Below are 18,668 nucleotides of genomic sequence, written 5' to 3' on the forward strand. Positions count from 1 at the left end.
TCGACAGTTGTCGGCGGGTCAAGCGCCGACACCACCGAACGGCGCGATCAGGGTCGCCCCATGCCCCGGTACTCCCAGCCGGCCTGGGTCCACAGCACGGGGTCGAGGCAGTTGCGGGCATCGACGATGCGGCGGCCGGCGACGAGGTCGCCGAGGTGACCGGGGTCGGCGTTGCGGAAGTCGGCCCACTCGGTGAGGACGCAGACCAGGTCGGCGCCGGTCACCGCCTCGGCCATGTCGGGTTCGTAGGTGAGTTCCGGTACCGCCCGGCGGGCGTTCTCCATGCCCTGGGGGTCGTGGACGTGCACGTTGGCGCCGGCCTTGTGTAGCAGGGCGGCGACGGCGAGGGCGGGGGCGTCGCGTACGTCGTCGGTGTTGGGTTTGAAGGTGGCGCCGAGCACCGCGATGCGGGTGCCGGACAGGTCCGGGCCGGCCGGGCCGGAGCGGCGGCCGAGCAGGTCGGCGGCGAGGTTCAGGACGCGGGTACGACGACGCAGGTTGATCAGGTCGACTTCGTGCAGGAAGCGAAGGGCTTCGCCGGCTCCGAGTTCCTGGGCCCGGGCCTGGAAGGCGCGGATGTCCTTGGGCAGGCAGGCGCCGCCGAAGCCGAGGCCGGCCTGAAGGAAGCGGTTGCCGATGCGCGGGTCGTAGCCGATGGCCTTCGCGAGTTGGGTGACGTCGCCGCCGGAGGCCTCGCAGACCTCGGCCATGGCGTTGATGAAGGAGATCTTGGTGGCGAGGAAGGCGTTCGCGGCGACCTTGACCAGCTCGGCGGTGGCGAAGTCGGTGACGACGAGAGGTACTTCCCGGTCCTCGGTGGCGGCGAGATCGAACACACCCTTGTGGGCGGCGTAGAGCATGCCGTTTGCCCATTCGCTCTTGACGCCGACGACGATGCGGTCGGGCCGCAGCACGTCGTCGACGGCGAAGCCCTCCTGGAGGAACTCGGGGCTCCAGGCCACCTCGACGCCGAGGTCGGCCGGGCTGTGTTTGCCGACGAGCTGTTCCACCCACTCGGCGGTGCCGACCGGGACGGTGGACTTGCCGACGATCAGCGCCTTGCGGGTCAGGTGCTGGGCCAGGCCGGTGACCGACGCCTCGACGTACGACAGGTCGGCGCCCATCCCGTCGGCCCGCTGGGGGGTGCCGACGCAGATGAAGTGCACGTCACCGAAGTCGGCGGTCTCGGCGATGTCGGTGCTGAACCGAAGCCGCCCGGCGGCCAGGTTGCGCCGCAGCAGCTCGTCCAGGCCGGGCTCGTGGATCGGCACCTCGCCAGCGTTGAGCTTGGCGATCTTGTCGGCGTCGACGTCGAAGCCGAGCACCTCGTAGCCGAGCTCGGCGTAACAGATGGCGTAGGTCGCGCCGAGGTATCCGGTGCCCAGGAAGGTCACCCGGGGCCGAGAGGCACCCGAGGGGGGCGTGACCGCCGCGATGGCGGGCACCGGCTGGGTGTTCGGGTACGGGATGGTCACGCCTGTCTTCTCCGCTCGCACTGGCGCCGCGTGGCTGCGTCGCGTTCCGCTGCGGTGCCAGGGCGGGCGCCGCAGGGGTGGGTCGTCTGCTGGGTTCCATCATCGCCCAGCGGCGTCGGGGCTTCGTCATGGCCCAGCCTACGCGCCGGTAACATCACCTGAACTGTGGTCGTTATCCTTCAGTCTGCGTGGTGGGCGTCCAGGCGACGTTACAGACTGCGCATGGTAGCGGTGAAGGGGAGGGGCCGACATGGCCGCAGAGCAGTCGTTCGACGCATACCGCCTGCCGGAGGAGCACGAGGCGATCCGGGAAGCGGTCCGTGAGGTCTGTGCGGCCAAGGTGGCTCCGCACGCCGCCGAGGCGGACGAGACCGGTGAGTTCCCGAAGGCGTCCTACGACGCGCTACGTGCCGCCGACTTCCACGCGCCGCACATCCCGGTCGAGTACGGCGGGGCCGGCGCGGACGCGCTGGCCACGGCAATCGTGATCGAGGAGGTCGCCCGGGCCTGCGCCTCATCCTCGCTGATCCCGGCGGTGAACAAGCTGGGCACGATGCCGCTGCTGCTTTCCGGCTCAGACGATCTCAAGCGCCGGTACCTGACGCCGCTCGCCGGCGGTGAGGCGATGTTCTCGTACTGCCTCTCCGAGCCGGAGGCGGGCAGCGACGCGGCCGCGATGACCACCCGGGCGGTACGAGACGGCGATCACTGGGTGCTCAACGGGGTGAAGCGCTGGATCACCAACGCCGGTGTCTCGGAGTTCTACACCGTCTTCGCGGCGACCGACCCCGCCGCCCGGTCCCGGGGCATCTCCGCCTTCGTGGTCGAGAAGTCCGATCCGGGGGTGAGCTTCGGCGCGCCGGAAAAGAAGTTGGGCATCAAGGGCTCCCCGACTCGCGAGGTCTACCTGGACAACGTCCGGATCCCGGTGGACCGGATGATCGGCGCCGAGGGCACCGGCTTCGCCACCGCGATGAAGACGCTGGACCACACCCGGGTCACCATCGCCGCCCAGGCCGTGGGCATCGCGCAGGGTGCGCTCGACTACGCCAAGGGTTACGTCGCCGAGCGCAAGCAGTTCGGCAAGGCGGTCGCCGAGTTCCAGGGCGTGCAGTTCATGCTCGCCGACATGGGTATGAAGCTGGAGGCGGCCCGGCAGTTGACGTACGCGGCGGCCGGCCGGTCCGAGCGCGGCGACGCCGATCTGACCTACTTCGGCGCGGCGGCCAAGTGCTTCGCCTCGGACGCCGCGATGGAGATCACCACCGACGCGGTGCAGTTGCTCGGCGGCTACGGCTACACCCGTGACTACCCCGTCGAGCGGATGATGCGGGACGCCAAGATCACCCAGATCTACGAGGGTACGAACCAGGTGCAGCGCATCGTGATGGCCCGCCAACTGCTCAAGGACTGAGAGGCCTACTCGAAGAGCACCGAGATGCTCTCCCGTGCCGAGATGCGGTAAATGGCTTCGGCGAACAGCCCGGCCACGCTGACGACCTGGACCTTGTCCGAAAGTTTGGTGGGCTGGGTCTCCACACTGTCGGTCGTGAACAGGCACTCGATCGGGCTGTCGTCGAGCCGTTCATTCGCAACCTCGGTTAGCAGAGCGTGACTGACTGCCGCGTAAACCGTAGACGCGCCCCGCTCAACCAACACGCGTGCGGCGTCGACAACAGTGCCCGCGCTGATGGTGAAGTCATCGACGATAAGCGCCGTCCGGCCCTCCACGGAGCCGATCAGCTCGACGATCTCTGCGGTCTCGCTGTGGTCGACGCGTCGCTTGTCGGCGATGGCAGTGGGCACCTGCAGGCGATTTGCCCACTGCCGTGCCTTCTTGGCGTATCCAGCGTCCGGAGCGACCACCACGAGATCGTGAAAGTTGCGCGTCGCGATGGCGTCGCAGAGCACCGGCAACGAGTAGAGATCATCGACCGGGATGTTGAAGAATCCTTGTACCTGGGGAGTGTGCAGGTCGAGTGTGACGACTCGGTCCGCTCCCGCCGCAGCGATGGCATCGGCGCACACCCGTCCACGGATGGACACCCGCGGTTCGTCTTTCTTGTCACCCTTGGCGTAACTGAAGTACGGAATCACGGCGGTCACCGACGCGGCGCTGGCTCGCTTCAAGGCGTCGATCCAGAAGAGCAACTCCATGAAGTTGTCATTCGCCGGGAAGGCGGTGCCCTGCACGATGAAGATGTCCCGCCCCCGGACGTTTTCCAGCACTCTGACGAAAAGGTTTCCCTCGGAGAAGTGAAGCACTTCGGAGGATCCCAACTCGACATCGAGCCGGTCGGCGATCGCACGTCCAAGGTTTCGACTGGCTGATCCCGCGAATACCATGAATTCCGACACGCTCATGCTCTGTCAAACCTCCTGGCTGCCAGGGACGGACCGCGCTGGTCATGCCCCTCCGTCTCCAGGCAGAGCCTTTGAACGCCACGCGGGCCAGAGGGTAGCCAGACAGTAACGCCTAACGGCTCGCCTCCGCCCGCCCGGTTGCCGGTCGGGCAGAGGCACCATCGGAGTTGCCGGGATCAGCTGGTGGCGTCGTCGCGTCGGGGCAGGTTGCCCGGCGGCGCCGACCAGGGCGACCCGCCTCCGGTACGCCGGGGCAGCGGCTCGGTCGGTGTCGAATCCGGATCCGGATAGCCCAGGCTCAGCGGCACGGTGTCCCGTTCCGCTGACGGGCCGGGTGACCAGTCGGTCAACGTCTGGTCCGGTGCCGTCGCGTCGGGGGTCGCCGGTGCCGGCTGCGGCACCACGACCGGCCACCGCCGCCAGCGTTGCCCGCTGAACGTCGCGATCAGCAGCAGCATGCCGATCAGGAAGAGTGTGCCGTTCTCCACCGGCAGCCCCAGCGGCAGCGGGTCGCCGAGAAACTCCCAGCCGGACGGGATGCGCTCGCGCACCTGGAAGGGCGCGATGAACAGCCCGACGTACGGGGTGACCAGCAGCAGCCCGGCCACCAGCGGGCCGAGCGGTGAGACGCGCAGCGTGCCGAGCAGGCCCAGCACGATGCCGCCGACCGCGAGGTACACGGCCGGTTCGATGAGGTTGGCCGTGTTGGAGGTGCCGATCTCCACCCACCGGTTGACGGTGCCGGCCGACCCGTGCTGACCGAGGGTGATCAGCACCCAGGTGACCGGCACCACCACCAGCCCTGCGAGGAAGCTCCACAGATGTCGCATCCGCGCACCGTACCGTTTCCGACATGACCGAGCACCCCGCCACCGCCCTGCCGGGCAAGCCGACCTCGTACTCCCTGGTAACCCTCAGTCGGATCATGACCGCAGTCGACGTGAACCTGTACGGAACGGTGCACGGCGGAGTGCTGATGAAGTTCGTCGACGACGTGGCCGGCGCGGCGGCGGCGCGGCACAGCGGCGGCACGGCGGTGACCGCCGCGATCGACGAGATCGTCTTCTCGGAGGCGGTCCGGGTGGGCGACCTGGTGCACGCGTACGCCCAGGTGAACTGGACCGGGCAGACCTCGATGGAGGTCGGCGTCCGGGTGATGGCCGAGCGCTGGGACTCGGCCGACGAGCTGCCGGTGCGGGTGGCCACCGCGTACCTCGTCTTCGTCGGGGTCGAGGTGGGCGGCGCGCCCCGGCCGGTGCGTCCGGTGCTGCCGGAGACGCCGCAGGACGAGCGGCGCTGGCGGGAGGCGGAGATCCGCCGCGCCCACCGGCTGGCCCGCCGCCAGGCCATCCAGGCGGCCCGGAGCGAGACCTGACCTCCTCCGACCGCCGGCAGCCCTTTCTGCGTCTCGGCCACACTGTTCGGGTCCAGGGGGTGTGGGGCGGGCACATGCGCCGGCAGGGGTCGGGTGCGGACAATGGCGCTTCGAGGTAGGGCAAGATGGCGCCACGGCCCACCGCACAGCGTCGTGCCGGGCCAGGGGAGGAGTGGACCAGTGACGGACGTGCTGTGGACGCCACCGGCGGACGTGCTCCAGCGGTCCCGGATCGGGGCTTACCTGCGGTGGCTCGCCGAGCACCGGGGGCTCACGTTCACCGACTACGACGCGCTGTGGCGGTGGTCGGTCACCGACCTGGCCGCCTTCTGGCGGTCGATCTGGGACCACTTCGGCGTCGTCGCGCACACCCCGCCGACCGCCACCCTGACCGACCGGGACATGCCGGGCACCCGGTGGTTTCCCGGCGCCACGCTCAACTACGCCGAGAACGTGCTGCGGATGCCGGGCCGGGCCGACGACGAGCCGGTGGTCGTGGCACACGGGCAGACCCGGCCGCCGGTCACCCTCACCGCCGGGGATCTGCGCGAGCAGGTCCGCCGGGTCGCCGCCGGACTGCGCCGGCTCGGCGTCACCACCGGCGACCGGGTGGCCGCGTACGCACCGAACATCCCCGAGACGTACGTGCTGATGCTGGCCAGCGCCAGCCTCGGCGCCATCTTCTCGTCCTGCGCGCCGGAGTTCGGCACCCGCAGCGTCACCGACCGGTGGCAGCAGATCGAGCCGAAGATCCTGGTCGCCGTGGACGGCTACCGCTACGGCGACAAGCCGGTCGACCGGCGCGCCGAGGTGGCCGCGATCCGGGCCGCGCTCCCGTCGCTGCGGCGCACCGTCTCGATTCCCTACCTCGACCCCGGCGGTCCGCCGGCAGACGGGGCACTGGCCTGGGCGGAGTTGGCGGCCGACACCGACGAACCGCTGGCCTGCACCCCGGTGCCGTTCGACCATCCGCTGTACGTGCTCTACTCCTCCGGCACCACCGGGCTGCCCAAGCCGATCGTGCACGGACACGGCGGCATCCTGCTGGAGCACCTGAAGATGCTCGCCCTGCACCACGACCTCGGCCCCGCGGACCGGTTCTTCTGGTTCACCACCACCGGTTGGATGATGTGGAATTTCCTGGTCTCCGGGCCGGCGGTGGGCGCGGCCATCGTGCTGTTCGACGGCAACCCCGGCCATCCCGACCTGGGCGCGATGTGGCGGCTGGCCGAGCGGACCGGCACCACCTACTTCGGCACCTCGGCACCGTTCCTGCTGGCCTGCCGTAAGGCCGGGCTGGTCCCGCGCGAGATCGCCGACCTCTCCGCGCTGCGCGGCCTCGGCTCCACCGGCGCGCCGCTGCCCGTCGAGGGCTTCACCTGGGTGTACGACACGGTCGGTAGCGACCTTCAGCTTCAGTCGCTGTCCGGCGGCACCGACGTCTGCACCGGTTTCGTCGGCGGTGTCCCGCTGCTGCCGGTGCACGCCGGTGAGATCGCCTGTCGGGCCCTGGGCGCCAAGGTGGAGGCCCGTTCCCCGGATGGCAGCCCGGTCATCGGGGAGCTGGGCGAGCTGGTGATCACCGAGCCGATGCCGAGCATGCCGGTAGGTTTCTGGAACGACCCCGACGGGGTCCGCTACCGGGAGGCGTACTTCGACGTCTATCCCGGGGTGTGGCGGCACGGGGACTGGATCACCATCAACTCCCGGGGCGGGTGCGTCATCACCGGCCGCTCCGATGCCACCCTGAACCGGGGCGGCGTGCGGCTCGGCACCGCCGAGTTCTACTCCGTCGCGGAGGGGCTGGACGAGGTCGTCGACTCGGTGGTGGTGCACCTGGAGGACGACGAGGGCGGTGCCGGTGAGCTGCTGCTGTTCGTGGTGCTCGCCGAGGGAGTGACGCTCGACGACGAGTTGCGCCGGACGATCTGCCGCGAGCTGCGAACCGCGCTGTCCCCCCGGCACGTACCCGACGAGATCCACCAGGTCCGCGCGGTGCCGCGCACCCTGTCGGCGAAGAAACTCGAGGTGCCGGTCAAGAAGATCCTCACCGGTACCCCGGTCGACCAGGCGGCGGCCAAGGGTGCCCTGGCCAACCCCGAGTCCCTGGCCGCCTTCGCCACCCTGGCCCGACACCGTGCCCCGGACCGCCCCACCGCCTGACCCGCCCCCGATCAGGGCAGGGTGTGGGTGATGCGTTCCGTCGATTGGCGGTCGGCCAGGCGGGCCTGATCCGGGTGGGCGCAGAGCACCAGGGTGGCACCCGCGCTGAGTGGGGCCAGCAGCCAGTCGAGCGGGTCCGGGTGGCGGTCGACGTCCACGAGGAGCCGGTCACCCGGGGAGATGCCGAGTTCGACGGCGCGGGCGATGGCCCGGGCACGCAGCGTGGTGTGGTTCGGCCCGCCCGGAGGGTACGCCGTGAAGTGGTCGCCGTGCGCGCGTACCTCGGTGATGTAGTCGGCGAAGCCCGCCGGTACCTCCCGCAGCGGCAGCGCGAACGGGTGCAACGCCAGCGCGTACCGGTCGGCAGCCGACCAGGCGTCGGCCTCGGCGACCCGGTCGGCGGCGGCGAAGAGCACGTCCACCTCGCCCGGCGGGTCGGCGTCCGGCGATCCGGTCGGCCGAACCGTCAACCCGGCCGACCAGCAGCCGAGCAGCACGGCAGCGCACTGCCAGTGCGGCGGCAGCAGCACCGCCGCGGTGCCGCCCGGCCCGAGAGCCAGTTCGTCGACGAGCAGGTTGGCGGTCTTGGCCACCCAGTTCGCCAGGGTCGCTCCGGAAAGCTCGGTGCGTTCGCCGGAGGCGTCGTCGTACCAGGTCAGCAGTGGGCGGTTCGGGTCGGTCGCGATCACGTCGGTGAAGACCCGGGCAATGTTGTCGGCCATCGGCGCGAACGATACGCGCCCGGCGGCCGTACTCGATGACAGCGACAAGTCGGCGTACCGTCGGGTCGCAGTCAGCGTCCGTGCCGGGCTCCGGCGTAGGCTTGCCGGAGTGTCGTTCCCCACAGTCCCGCCACCGCAAGGAGTCGCCCCGTGACCGCCGGTCGCCCGCCCCGCGTGCTCATCGACGCCACGAGTGTTCCCGCCGATCGCGGCGGCGTCGGTAGATACGTCGATGGTCTGCTCGGCGCCCTCGGCAAGGTGTGCGGATCGGCGGTGGACCTGGTGGTGGTCAGCCTTCGCACCGATCTTGAGCGTTACCGCCGGAAGCTGCCCTCCGCGGAGATCATCCCGGCGCCGGCCGCGGTCGCGCACCGGCCGGCCCGGCTCGCCTGGGAACAGACCGGCCTGCCGCTGCTCGCCCAACAGGTCGGTGCAGAGGTGCTGCACTCGCCCTTCTACACCTGCCCGCTGCGGGCCGGTTGTCCGGTGACCGTGACGGTGCACGATGCGACGTTCTTCACCGAGCCGGAGCACTACGACAAGTCCCGCCGGACGTTCTTCCGCAGCGCCATCAAGACCTCGCTGCGGCGGGCGAACCGGGTGATCGTGCCCAGCAAGGCCACCCGCGACGAGTTGATCCGGCTGCTGGACGCCGACCCGACCCGGATCGACGTGGCCTACCACGGCGTGGACCACGACGCCTTCCACGCGCCCGGCGACGAGGAGAAGGCCCGGGTCCGGGCCCGCCTGGGGCTCGGCGGCAGCAGTTACGTCGCGTTCCTCGGTGCCAAGGAGCCCCGCAAGAACGTGCCGAACCTGATCCGGGGCTGGGTCCGGGCGGTCGCCGACCGGCAGGACCCGCCCGCACTGGTGGTGGCCGGCGGGCAGGGGCACGACGACGACATCGACCGCGCGGTGGCCGAGGTGCCCTCGCATCTGCGGCTGCTGCGTCCCGGCTACCTGCGCTACGGCGACCTGCCGGGCTTCCTCGGCGGTGCCCTGGTGGCCGCGTACCCCTCCTACGGCGAGGGGTTCGGGTTGCCCATCCTGGAGGCGATGGCGTGCGCCGCCCCGGTGCTCACCACCCCCCGGCTGTCGCTGCCCGAGGTCGGCGGCGACGCGGTCGCGTACACCAGCGAGGATCCGGACCAGATCGCCACGGACCTGGCCGCGCTGCTCGACGACGAGCCGCGCCGGTTGTCGCTGGCCAAGGCCGGCTTCGACCGGGCGAAGGAGTTCACCTGGGGGTCCAGCGCCGAGGTGCACATCGCGGCGTGGACCAGGGCGCGGACCTGAGGTCGGCAACCGAGGCGCCCGGTCCGGGTGGTTCGGGCATGATGTCCTGGTGATCTATGTCGTTATTCCGGCTGGTGGCAGCGGCACACGGTTGTGGCCGCTGTCCCGCGCCGGCCATCCCAAATTTCTTCACCCGTTCACCGGCACGTCCGCGTCGCTGCTCCAGGCGACGGTCGATCGGCTGGGGCCACTGACCACCCCTGAACGCACCATGGTGGTCACCGGGGTCGCGCACGCCGCGGCCGTGGCCCGCCAACTGACCGGTCTGCCGGAGGAGAACATTCTGGTCGAACCGTCGCCCCGGGACTCCTGCGCCGCCATCGCGCTGGCCGCGGCGGTGATCGCCGTACGCGATCCGGACGCCGTCATGGGATCGTTCGCCGCCGACCACCTGATCGGTGACCCTCAGCGTTGGGTGGACACCGTCCTGGCGGCGGTTCGGGGTGCGGAGCAGGGGCTGCTGATGACGGTCGGGATCACCCCGACCCGGCCGGAGACCGGCTACGGATACCTGCGGACCGGCGACCCCGTCGATGGCGGGCCGATGCGCCCGGTGGTCGAGTTCAAGGAGAAGCCGAGCGCGGAGGTGGCCGAGACGTACGTGCGGTCGGGCCACTACCTCTGGAACGCCGGCATGTTCGTCTGGCGGGTGTCGGCGTTTCTCGCCGAGCTGGCCCGTCAGCAGCCCGACCTGCACTCGGGGGTCACGGCGATCGCGGCGGCGTGGGGCACCGAGGAACAGGACGACGTGCTCGGGACGGTCTGGCCCACGCTGACGAAGATCTCCGTGGACTACGCGGTGATGGAGGGCGCTGCCGAGGCCGGCCGGGTGGCCACCGTACCCGGTGACTTCCGGTGGAACGACGTGGGTGACTTCCACACCCTCGGCGAGGTGTTGCCGGCGGACGCCGACGGCAACGTGGTGCTCACCGGCGACGCCAAGCCCGAGGTGCTGCTGCACGACAGCAGCGGCCTGGTGGTGGCGCCGCAGGCCGGCCGGCTGGTGGCCGCCGTCGGTGTACGGGACCTGATCGTGGTCGACACCGAGGACGCGTTGCTGGTCTGCCCGCGTGACCGCGCTCAGGACGTGAAGTCGATCGTGGACGAGCTCAAGAGACGGGGTGAAGACAGGCTCGTCTGAAGGCTGCCAGGCCCGGCGTGACGAGCCGGGCCGTGCCGCCAGCCAGCGGATGTGGCAGGCGATCAGGTGGGAACCAGCCGAGCGCCTCGGACTCCGCGCTGACCCGTTCCGTCGCCCCCGCAGGAGCGAACACGGCGAAGCGCACGTCGTGGTGCAGTGAGCCGCCCTGGCAGGCCACCGGGTGCACGTCCACGTCGATCGGCATCGGATCGATTCGCAGACCGGTGACGCCCGACTCCTCGGTGGCCTCCCGCAACGCCGCGCCGGCCAGCGTCCGGTCGCCGGGCTCGCAGTGCCCGCCCAACTGCACCCACTTGTGGAACTTCCCGTGCAGGCAGAGCAACACCCGGGTGCCGGTCGCGTCGAACACCAATGCGCTCGCGGTGACGTGTCCGGCCCGGTGTTCGCGGCCCATCGCGATCGGCCCGGCGTCGAGCAGGCCGAGGGTACGGTCCCGGGCCACCGCCGCATCCGGGCTGGTCGGTATCCAGCCGCGGAGAACCGCCACCGCGTCGGCGTGCAGTGCCGTCCAGTCCGCGTCGCCGCGCGGGGATTCGTCCACCATTCGGGGCGTCGACAACTGCCGCTCCTCTCGTCCGTGCCAGCGTACGGGTGCTGGTGGTGTGCGTCGCGCCCTGACCCGCCCGCCAGAGGGCGGTGTCAGAGGGCGAGGGTGGCGGCGGCGGTGGTGCCGTTGGGTGGGGGGAGGAGTTGGGTGGGGAGGTTTGCTGCCGCGAGGGCGGTGCGCAGGCGTTGCACGTCGGTGCCGAAGCGGACCAGTTGGAACGGGCCTACGGGGGTGGGTGGGGAACAGAGCACCAGGCCGGTCGCGTGGGCCGGCCAACCCGGCACGATGGGGACCAGCGCAGCGCGTACCTCGTCGGTCACGTGGGTGAAGACCGTGCCGGGCGCGATCACATCGGCGACCGAGGCGATCGCCCGGTCGACCGCGGCCGGGTCGGGCGCGGCTTCCCCCGGCTGGTCCGGCAGGGTGGCGGCGGCCGCCAACCCGGCCGCCGTCGCCTCGGCGGTGCCGAGCGAGAACAGGTCCATCGAGGCGTCCCGAACCAGGACCCGGGCACCCTCGCCATCGCCTGAGAGCGGTGGCGTCAGGTAACCGCGGATGACCGCGACCGGCATCTGGTCGCACTTGCCCTTGATCAGTTCGCCCGCCGCGGCCAGCTCGTCGACCACCGCCATCTGCGTCAGCACCAACTCGTTGCCGTACGGGTCGACCTCGCCCCGGTGGTCGCGGATGGCGCCCATGCCGGCGACGCCGAGAGCCACATCGGTCAGCCCGTTGCGCCAGGGGCGACCGCTGGTGTCGCTGACCACGACCGCCACGTCCACGCCGTACCGGGCGCGCAACCCGGTGCGGAGTGCGCGGGCCGAGGCGTCCGGGTCCTCGGGCAGCAACACCAGCCGGGTCTTGTCGACGTTGGAGGCGTCGATGCCGGCGGCGGCCATCACGAAGCCGTGGCGGGTCTGCACGATCCGGGTCGGACCGCGCGATGCCACCACCCGTACCGTCTCCGCCGCCAACACCTCGTCCCGGACGGCCTGCCGATCCGGGCCGTCGGCGGGTACGTCCACCAGCCGACCCTCGGCCTTCGAGACGATCTTGCTGGTCACCACCAGCACGTCCCCGTCGCGAAGCCAGGGCGCCGCGCTTCCGATCAGTACGGCGAGGTCGTCACCCTCGGTCACGTGCCCGATGCCGGGCACCGGGAGGATCTCCAGTCTCACGTCAACTCCACCGCGGCGCGGACCATCGCCGCCGTCGCCGCCTCGTCGGTCATCCGCAGTGGCACCGCGCGGACCGTCACCTCCGGCACCACAGTTGCGGCGTCCTCCTCGGCCACCAACCAACCGTCGAGCAGCCCGCCGGTGGCCCGGCTGCCGTACAGTCCGCCGACGCCGCCAGCGGTGCACTCCACCCCGACGACCGCCAGGCAGCGGTCGGCCATGCCGCGCACCGGCGCGCCACCGATGATCGGAGAAACGCCCACCACCGGGGCGGATGCGCCTGCCACCGCCTCGCGCAGGCCCGGTACGGCCAGGATCGGCGCGATACTGACCACCGGGTTGCTCGGCGCTACGAGCAGCACGTCGGCGTCGGCGATCGCCTCCGTGACGCCGGGTGCCGGCTTCGCCGACTCCGCCCCCACGAAGACGAACCGATGGGTCGGGATCTGTGCCCGGTGCCGTACCCACCACTCCTGGAAGTGGATCGCCCGCTGGCCACCGTCGATGTCGACGACCGCGTGCGTCTCCAGGCGGTCGTCGGTCGCCGGCAGCAGCCGTACGCCGGGCTGCCAGCGTGCCGCCAGCGCCTCGGTGACCTGGTGCAGCGGATAGCCGGCGTCGAGCATGGTGGTGCGAACCAGATGGGTGGCGATGTCCCGGTCACCCAGCCCGAACCAGCTCGGTTCGGCACCGTACGCGGCCAGCTCGTTCTTGACCGTCCAGCTCTCGTCGACGCGCCCCCAGCCCCGCTGCGGGTCGGCACCGCCGCCGAGGGTGTACAGCACGCTGTCCAGGTCCGGGCAGATTCGCAGCCCGTGCAACCGGAGGTCGTCGCCGACGTTGACCACCGCGGTCACCTCGGCACCCACCTCGCGGGCGTAGGCCCGCACCCCCGACAGGAAGCGGGCACCGCCGATCCCGCCGGTCAGAACCACGATGTGCATCCGCCCATCCTCGCCTACGTGACGCCTCCGGCAGCCAACCGCCCCGGGAGACTAGGCTCACGTCGGCATCTGTCCGCTTTCGCCCCCAGGGAGAGTTCGTGACCAGCCCCGCCGAGCCCTCACCCACCGATCCGACCCCGGCCCGCCAGGTGACCGGGCCGCTGCGTGAACTCGTCGCCCTCGTGCTCCTGGGCGCGAACGCCGTCTTCCTCTTCGTGGGGCTGATCCGGCTGCTCACCCCGCAGGGCGCATACAGCACGGTGACCGGCCGCGCGGCCAGCTCGTTCTTCGCCTTCATCGGCCTCGAGGCGGTCGTCCTGCCGGTGCTGGCGGTGCTGCTGGCCACCCATCTCGCCCCGACCGTCGGACGGGCGAAACTGATCACGCAGGTGGCACTGATCGAGTACGCGGTCAGTGCCGTGCTGGGCGGTCTGACCCTGCTGATCTGGGTGGTCGGTCGGCTGGCCGAAGCGCAGCTCTTCGACGCGATGACCGGCCTGCTCACCCGGGTCGCCTGGGTGGCCTTGTTCGCGGCGGCCGCGTACCTGGTGTGGAGCGTGTGGCAGCGGCTCTACCACGTGCCCCGCCCCAAGCCCGAGCCCGGCCTGTACGGCACGCCGCAGCAGGGCTGGCCGCAGCCCGCAGGCCCGGGTCAGTTCGGTGGCCAGCCCGGTCACCCGGGCGGCGGCTGGGCGCCGCCCGGCCAGCCGGGTGGTTGGCCGGGCGCCGAACGGCCCGGCGGCTATCCGGCCGGTCAACCCGGCCTCGTGCACCCGGGGACGGGGCAGTCGAGTCAGTCCGGCTCCGGCCAGTTCGGCGGCTACCCGGCCGGGGGCCAGGGTCACGCCGGCGGCCAGGGTCACCCCGGGGGTCAGGGCGGCCAGCCGGGCTGGCACACGGCTGGCCAGGCACCCGCCGCCGGCGGGCCGCCGGAGTCTCCGCACACCTGGCCGCCGCACGGTCAGCCGGCGGTGCCACCGCAGTCTGCATCGCCGTCCTCGCCGGCCGCAGCGCCGTTCGGGCAGCCGGCCTCGGCCGACCCGACGCAGAGCATCCCGCGCCAGGGCGATCCGGCCGGGGGGACGCCGCGCCAGGGCGACCCGGCCGGAGACTCGCCGCGCCAGGGTGCCGAGCCGACCCAGGCGGTTCCGCGGCCGGGCGATGGCGACGCCGGTCCGTCGGTTCCCCGGCCGGGCGACGGCGAGGCCGACCGCACCCAGCGGATCGACCCGGGCGACCAGCCCGGCTGAGCGACCGCAGGGATCGGGCCGCGCCTGGCCCGCTGTCCTCGTGGCCACGTGCGGTTGCCCACGGCGCGGAGCCGGACCGGGCGGCAGCGCATAGGCTGAGCGGATGGTTGATCAGAGCGAGCGCGGGCCGGGTGACGGGGGCGTACGGCGGGCACTGCGTCGCGCCGCCACCGGGCGGGCGCTCGACATCGACGAGGCGTCGACCCTGCTGACCGCCCGGGGTGCGGCCCTGGAGGAACTGCTCGGCATCGCCGGTGCGATCCGTGACGCGGGTCTGCGGGACGCCGGTCGGCCCGACGTGGTGACGTACTCGAAGAAGGTCTTCATTCCGCTGACCCGCCTCTGCCGGGACCGCTGCCACTACTGCACGTTCGCCACGGTGCCGCACCGGCTGCCGGCGGCCTTCCTCGATCGCGACGAGGTGCTGGCCATCGCCCGGGCCGGTGCGGAACAGGGCTGCAAGGAGGCCCTGTTCACCCTCGGCGACCGACCGGAGGAGCGCTGGCCGGTTGCCCGACAGTGGCTGGACGAACGCGGCTACGGGTCCACTCTGGATTATGTCCGTGCCTGCGCCGTGGCGGTGCTGGAGGAGACCGGCCTGCTGCCGCACCTGAACCCGGGCGTGCTTTCCTGGGCGGAACTGCAACGGCTCAAGCCGGTGGCGCCGAGCATGGGGATGATGCTGGAGACCACGGCCACCCGGCTGTGGTCCGAGCCCGGCGGCCCGCACTACGGTTCCCCGGACAAGGAGCCGGCGGTGCGGTTGCGGGTGCTCGACGACGCCGGCCGGGTCGGCGTTCCGTTCACCACCGGCATCCTGATCGGCATCGGCGAGAGCCTCACCGAACGGGCCGACGCGATCTTCGCGATCCGGCGTGCCAAGCGTGAGTACGGCCACCTCCAGGAGGTGATCGTGCAGAACTTCCGGGCGAAGCCGGACACGGCGATGCGTGGGATGCCCGACGCCGAGCTGCACGATCTCGCGGCCACCGTGGCGGTGGCGCGGGTGCTGCTGGGCCCGAAGGCTCGCATCCAGGCCCCACCGAACCTCATCGCCGGCGAGTACGACCTGCTGCTGCGGGCCGGTATCGACGACTGGGGCGGCGTCTCACCGGTGACCCCGGACCACGTCAACCCGGAGCGTCCCTGGCCACAGCTCGACGAACTGGCGGCCCGTACCGCGGCGGCCGGCTTCACGCTTCGGGAACGGTTGACCGTCTACCCGGAGTACGTCCAGGCCGGTGAGCCGTGGCTGGACGCCCGGCTGCTGCCGCACGTGACCGCGCTCGCCGACCCGACGACCGGGCTGGCGGTCGAGGCGGCCCGCCCGGTGGGCCGGCCGTGGCAGGAGCCCGACGAGACCTTCGGCGGGCGGACCGACCTGCACGCGACCATCGACACCGCGGGGCGTACGGACGACCGCCGGGGCGACTTCGACCACGTCTACGGCGACTGGGCGGAGATCGCCGCGAAGGCGGCCGTGCCACCGGCGCGGGCGGGAGCCGACGGCGGCCCGGCACCCGAGGCGGTGCACCGGGCCGGGACTGGCCGGCAGGGCACCGCCGGCTCCGGTGACGCCGACCTGCGCGCCGGTCTGCGGTTGGCCGCCGACGACCCGGCCGCGCTGCTGGAGCCCCGGCACACCGATGTCGCGCTGGCGCTGTTCGGCGCGGACGGTCCGGCCCTGGACGAGCTGTGTCGCACCGCCGACGAGCTGCGCCGCTCCGCCGTGGGTGACGATGTGACCTACGTGGTCAACCGCAACATCAACTTCTCCAACGTCTGCTACGTGGGCTGCCGGTTCTGCGCCTTCGCCCAGCGGGAACGGGACGCCGACGCGTACCGGCTCTCGGTGGAGCAGGTCGCGGACCGGGCGCAGGAGGCGTGGGCGGCGGGTGCCGGCGAGGTCTGCCTCCAGGGCGGCATCGACCCGAAGCTGCCGGTGACGATCTACGCCGACCTGGTCCGGGCGATCAAGGCCCGGGTACCGCAGATGCACGTGCACGCCTTCTCGCCGATGGAGATCGTCACCGCCGCCGCCAAGGCCGGTGTATCGGTGCGAGAGTGGCTGGCGGGGCTGCGTGAGGCGGGACTGGACACCATCCCGGGCACCGCGGCGGAGATCCTCGACGACGAGGTGCGCTGGGTGCTCACCAAGGGCAAGCTGCCGACCGCCACCTGGGTGGAGGTGGTCAGCACGGCCCACGACCTGGGCATCCGGTCCAGCTCGACGATGATGTACGGCCACGTCGACCACCCCGCGCACTGGCTGGCGCACTTCCGGGTGCTGGCCGGGGTGCAGAACCGCACCGGCGGGTTCACCGAGTTCGTGGCGCTGCCGTTCGTGCACACCAACGCCCCGATCTACCTTGCCGGCATCGCCCGGCCCGGTCCGACGTGGCGGGAGAACCGGGTGGTGCACGCGATGGCACGGGTGCTGTTGCACGGCCGGATCGACAACATTCAGTGCTCCTGGGTGAAGCTGGGCGACGCCGGCACCGCGGAGCTGCTGCGCAGCGGCTGCAACGACCTGGGCGGCACGCTGATGGAGGAGACCATCTCGCGGATGGCCGGGTCCGGCAACGGGTCGGCGCGTACCGAGGAGCAGTTGCGGGTCATCGCGGCGGCAGCGGGTCGACCGGCGCGTAGGCGTACGACTTCGTACGGTCACATCGCGGCCTAGCGTCGAACCTTCGTCCGCCGTCGGACGTATCTGTCGATGCCGGCGGCGGCACGGCGAGGACCGCCGCCGGCGCCCCGCCCGGGGGCTCGGCCGGTGTCTGTACCGTTTGGTGGGACAGTGACACGCCCGTCGGGTCGGTCACCGTGACCGGTGGCGTCGTCGCCGAATTCGCCCTGCCGACCAGCTTGGCCGCGTCGACCGACTGGCTGCTGGAGCTTCTGCCCGCCGCGTCCGGTCCACAATGTGGACGGGACGCGGCGTCGCTCACCCGCGCGGCGGGCAGGGTTGACGAAGTTTGGATAGCCTTGCCCGTCAAGATCAAAGGATCTTGGTGAGCGGCTCTCTCCACGTCGACGCGAAGTCGGATCGCCCCGGCGGCGCTCGGTGCGCCACGGGAGAAAACTCGGGCAACTCGCCGGGGAGGGCGTTACTCGGCCGGGGTCTGAATCGATAGGGCAGGGCGAGACCGGGTGGTACGAACGACCGTCCGGGACGCGTGTCGGGAGGGCGACTCCATTATCAAGTTTGGCTTGACGGCGCACGCATTACACGCGTGTAATTTGAATGGGGTTGTTCGCACGGAACGCACGATAAAGGGACCGGACGGACAAAAGCACGCCTTTCGCGTGGGGGGTTGCAGCGGCGACGACGCCGGTGCGCGACAAGGAGGCAACTGAATGGACGGCCAGCTCGAGGCGGCCGACCTGCTCGGAAACGCGCCGGAGTGGCAGGAGCGGGCCCTGTGCTCGCAGACCGACCCGGAGGCGTTCTTCCCCGAGAAGGGCGGCTCGACCCGCGAAGCGAAGCGCATCTGCTCGCGGTGCGAGGTCAAGACGGAATGCCTCGAATACGCTCTCGGCCACGACGAGCGGTTCGGGATCTGGGGTGGACTCTCCGAACGGGAGCGGCGCAAGCTCAAGCGCCGGGCGGCCTGAGCCGACGCGGGGCGGGGCGGTTGGGGGCCGTCCCACCCGGCGCGGTCAGGCCAGCGCGATCAGGCCAACTCGTCCGGATCGACGCCGAGCAGGTTCGCGACCTGCTCGATGATGACATCGTGGACCAGATCGGCGAGATCTTCCCGGTCCATCGCCCGGAATTCCAGCGGTCGCCGGTACAGCACGATCCGGGGCGGAACCTCCTGGCGGCCGGGTCGCCCGGGTAGCAGCCGGGCCAGCGGCACCTCGCCGTCCTCCAGCACGTCGGAGTCGTAGACGTTCAGGTCGGGCGGGACGTCCTCGACGGCGAACTCCACCCCGGCCAGTTCCTTGGCGAACCGACGCTCCAGCGTCTCGACGGTGTCCAGCACCAGATCATCGAAGATCTCCGCCTTGGTCCGCGCCAGCGGCACGGTGGCCGGCACCAGCCGCCCACGCAGACCGCGGCCGTGCCGGTCGCGGTGCGCCCGCCGGCCGGCGCCGGGGCGGCGGTTCTCCGGGCTCGTCATGAGCCAAAGAGTAGCTTCCGGCCCGCTGTCGGCCGCGTCAGCGCCGTACTCGTGGCGCGTTGCGG

Annotated in this window: 16 protein-coding genes; 8 read left to right on the top strand and 8 right to left on the bottom strand. The window is 71.5% G+C overall.

Annotation, left to right across the window (positions count from 1 at the left end; genetic code table 11):
- Nucleotides 1-47 precede the first annotated feature (47 nt).
- Nucleotides 48-1,475 carry a UDP-glucose dehydrogenase family protein gene (locus AC2CHE_RS07200; protein WP_484504105.1) on the bottom strand — a complete coding sequence of 476 codons (1,428 nt, stop codon included), beginning with the start codon at nucleotides 1,473-1,475 and terminating at the stop codon, nucleotides 48-50.
- A gap of 250 nt (nucleotides 1,476-1,725) precedes the next feature.
- Here AC2CHE_RS07200 and AC2CHE_RS07205 point away from each other — a divergent pair, with 250 nt between their 5' ends.
- Nucleotides 1,726-2,889, top strand: coding sequence for an acyl-CoA dehydrogenase family protein (locus AC2CHE_RS07205; protein ID WP_484504106.1), 1,164 nt, complete (start codon nucleotides 1,726-1,728; stop codon nucleotides 2,887-2,889).
- 5 nt (nucleotides 2,890-2,894) lie between these two features.
- Here AC2CHE_RS07205 and AC2CHE_RS07210 read toward each other — a convergent pair whose 3' ends face one another.
- Nucleotides 2,895-3,839, bottom strand: a complete 945-nt coding sequence (locus AC2CHE_RS07210; RefSeq protein WP_484504107.1) for a ribose-phosphate diphosphokinase — start codon at nucleotides 3,837-3,839, stop codon at nucleotides 2,895-2,897.
- 176 nt (nucleotides 3,840-4,015) lie between these two features.
- A complete protein-coding gene (locus AC2CHE_RS07215) occupies nucleotides 4,016-4,669 on the bottom strand; it encodes a hypothetical protein (RefSeq protein ID WP_484504108.1) in 654 nt (217 codons plus the stop codon).
- Nucleotides 4,670-4,692: 23 nt separating this feature from the next.
- On the opposite strand from AC2CHE_RS07215, the gene AC2CHE_RS07220 reads away from it, so the two are divergent.
- Both AC2CHE_RS07220 and AC2CHE_RS07225 read left to right on the top strand, forming a co-directional pair.
- A complete protein-coding gene (locus AC2CHE_RS07220) occupies nucleotides 4,693-5,214 on the top strand; it encodes an acyl-CoA thioesterase (RefSeq protein ID WP_484504109.1) in 522 nt (173 codons plus the stop codon).
- A gap of 180 nt (nucleotides 5,215-5,394) precedes the next feature.
- Nucleotides 5,395-7,377 carry an acetoacetate--CoA ligase gene (locus tag AC2CHE_RS07225; RefSeq protein WP_484504110.1) on the top strand — a complete coding sequence of 661 codons (1,983 nt, stop codon included), beginning with the start codon at nucleotides 5,395-5,397 and terminating at the stop codon, nucleotides 7,375-7,377.
- 11 nt (nucleotides 7,378-7,388) lie between these two features.
- On the opposite strand, the gene AC2CHE_RS07230 is transcribed toward AC2CHE_RS07225, so the two are convergent.
- Nucleotides 7,389-8,099, bottom strand: coding sequence for a TIGR03089 family protein (locus AC2CHE_RS07230; protein ID WP_484504111.1), 711 nt, complete (start codon nucleotides 8,097-8,099; stop codon nucleotides 7,389-7,391).
- Nucleotides 8,100-8,249: 150 nt separating this feature from the next.
- Here AC2CHE_RS07230 and AC2CHE_RS07235 point away from each other — a divergent pair, with 150 nt between their 5' ends.
- The gene (locus tag AC2CHE_RS07235; RefSeq protein WP_484504112.1) at nucleotides 8,250-9,395 is read left to right on the top strand and encodes a glycosyltransferase family 4 protein; all 1,146 of its coding nucleotides are present in this window, start codon (nucleotides 8,250-8,252) and stop codon (nucleotides 9,393-9,395) included.
- 49 nt (nucleotides 9,396-9,444) lie between these two features.
- Entirely contained in the window at nucleotides 9,445-10,536 is a 1,092-nt protein-coding gene (locus AC2CHE_RS07240; RefSeq protein ID WP_484504113.1) for a mannose-1-phosphate guanylyltransferase, read from the top strand.
- Here AC2CHE_RS07240 and AC2CHE_RS07245 read toward each other — a convergent pair.
- The 3 genes from AC2CHE_RS07245 to cofD form a co-directional block, all read right to left on the bottom strand.
- A complete protein-coding gene (locus AC2CHE_RS07245) occupies nucleotides 10,505-11,101 on the bottom strand; it encodes an NUDIX hydrolase (RefSeq protein ID WP_484504146.1) in 597 nt (198 codons plus the stop codon). The two genes, AC2CHE_RS07240 and AC2CHE_RS07245, sit on opposite strands and share 32 nt — an antisense overlap.
- Nucleotides 11,102-11,196: 95 nt before the next feature.
- The gene (locus tag AC2CHE_RS07250; protein ID WP_484504114.1) at nucleotides 11,197-12,282 is read right to left on the bottom strand and encodes a coenzyme F420-0:L-glutamate ligase; all 1,086 of its coding nucleotides are present in this window, start codon (nucleotides 12,280-12,282) and stop codon (nucleotides 11,197-11,199) included.
- Nucleotides 12,279-13,226: a 2-phospho-L-lactate transferase gene (gene cofD / locus AC2CHE_RS07255; protein WP_484504115.1), complete on the bottom strand. Its 948-nt coding sequence runs from the start codon at nucleotides 13,224-13,226 to the stop codon at nucleotides 12,279-12,281. The genes AC2CHE_RS07250 and cofD overlap by 4 nt, the downstream gene beginning before the upstream one ends.
- A 98-nt stretch (nucleotides 13,227-13,324) precedes the next feature.
- Here cofD and AC2CHE_RS07260 point away from each other — a divergent pair, with 98 nt between their 5' ends.
- From AC2CHE_RS07260 to AC2CHE_RS07270, 3 genes are all read left to right on the top strand, one after another.
- On the top strand, nucleotides 13,325-14,476 hold the full coding sequence (locus AC2CHE_RS07260) for a hypothetical protein (RefSeq protein ID WP_484504116.1): 1,152 nt from the start codon (nucleotides 13,325-13,327) through the stop codon (nucleotides 14,474-14,476).
- A 103-nt stretch (nucleotides 14,477-14,579) separates the two neighbouring features.
- Nucleotides 14,580-17,159 (top strand): bifunctional FO biosynthesis protein CofGH, encoded by a 2,580-nt coding sequence (locus AC2CHE_RS07265; protein WP_484504117.1) that lies wholly within the window; start codon nucleotides 14,580-14,582, stop codon nucleotides 17,157-17,159.
- Nucleotides 17,160-17,836: 677 nt separating this feature from the next.
- Entirely contained in the window at nucleotides 17,837-18,094 is a 258-nt protein-coding gene (locus tag AC2CHE_RS07270; protein WP_013731688.1) for a WhiB family transcriptional regulator, read from the top strand.
- 59 nt (nucleotides 18,095-18,153) lie between these two features.
- Here AC2CHE_RS07270 and AC2CHE_RS07275 read toward each other — a convergent pair whose 3' ends face one another.
- The gene (locus AC2CHE_RS07275) at nucleotides 18,154-18,603 is read right to left on the bottom strand and encodes a metallopeptidase family protein (RefSeq protein WP_484504118.1); all 450 of its coding nucleotides are present in this window, start codon (nucleotides 18,601-18,603) and stop codon (nucleotides 18,154-18,156) included.
- Nucleotides 18,604-18,668: the final 65 nt, after the last annotated feature.

The sequence above is a fragment of the Micromonospora sp. ATLC16 genome (genome assembly GCF_057196645.1).

Excerpts from the sequence above, each read along its gene's own strand:
- AC2CHE_RS07270 (WP_013731688.1), top strand. The coding sequence starts at position 17,837 with ATGGACGGCCAGCTCGAGGCGGCCGACCTGCTCGGAAACGCGCCGGAG.
- AC2CHE_RS07245 (WP_484504146.1), bottom strand. The coding sequence starts at position 11,101 with ATGGTGGACGAATCCCCGCGCGGCGACGCGGACTGGACGGCACTGCAC.
- AC2CHE_RS07275 (WP_484504118.1), bottom strand. The coding sequence starts at position 18,603 with ATGACGAGCCCGGAGAACCGCCGCCCCGGCGCCGGCCGGCGGGCGCAC.
- AC2CHE_RS07230 (WP_484504111.1), bottom strand. The coding sequence starts at position 8,099 with ATGGCCGACAACATTGCCCGGGTCTTCACCGACGTGATCGCGACCGAC.
- AC2CHE_RS07210 (WP_484504107.1), bottom strand. The coding sequence starts at position 3,839 with ATGAGCGTGTCGGAATTCATGGTATTCGCGGGATCAGCCAGTCGAAAC.
- AC2CHE_RS07215 (WP_484504108.1), bottom strand. The coding sequence starts at position 4,669 with ATGCGACATCTGTGGAGCTTCCTCGCAGGGCTGGTGGTGGTGCCGGTC.
- AC2CHE_RS07265 (WP_484504117.1), top strand. The coding sequence starts at position 14,580 with ATGGTTGATCAGAGCGAGCGCGGGCCGGGTGACGGGGGCGTACGGCGG.
- cofD (WP_484504115.1), bottom strand. The coding sequence starts at position 13,226 with ATGCACATCGTGGTTCTGACCGGCGGGATCGGCGGTGCCCGCTTCCTG.
- AC2CHE_RS07205 (WP_484504106.1), top strand. The coding sequence starts at position 1,726 with ATGGCCGCAGAGCAGTCGTTCGACGCATACCGCCTGCCGGAGGAGCAC.
- AC2CHE_RS07220 (WP_484504109.1), top strand. The coding sequence starts at position 4,693 with ATGACCGAGCACCCCGCCACCGCCCTGCCGGGCAAGCCGACCTCGTAC.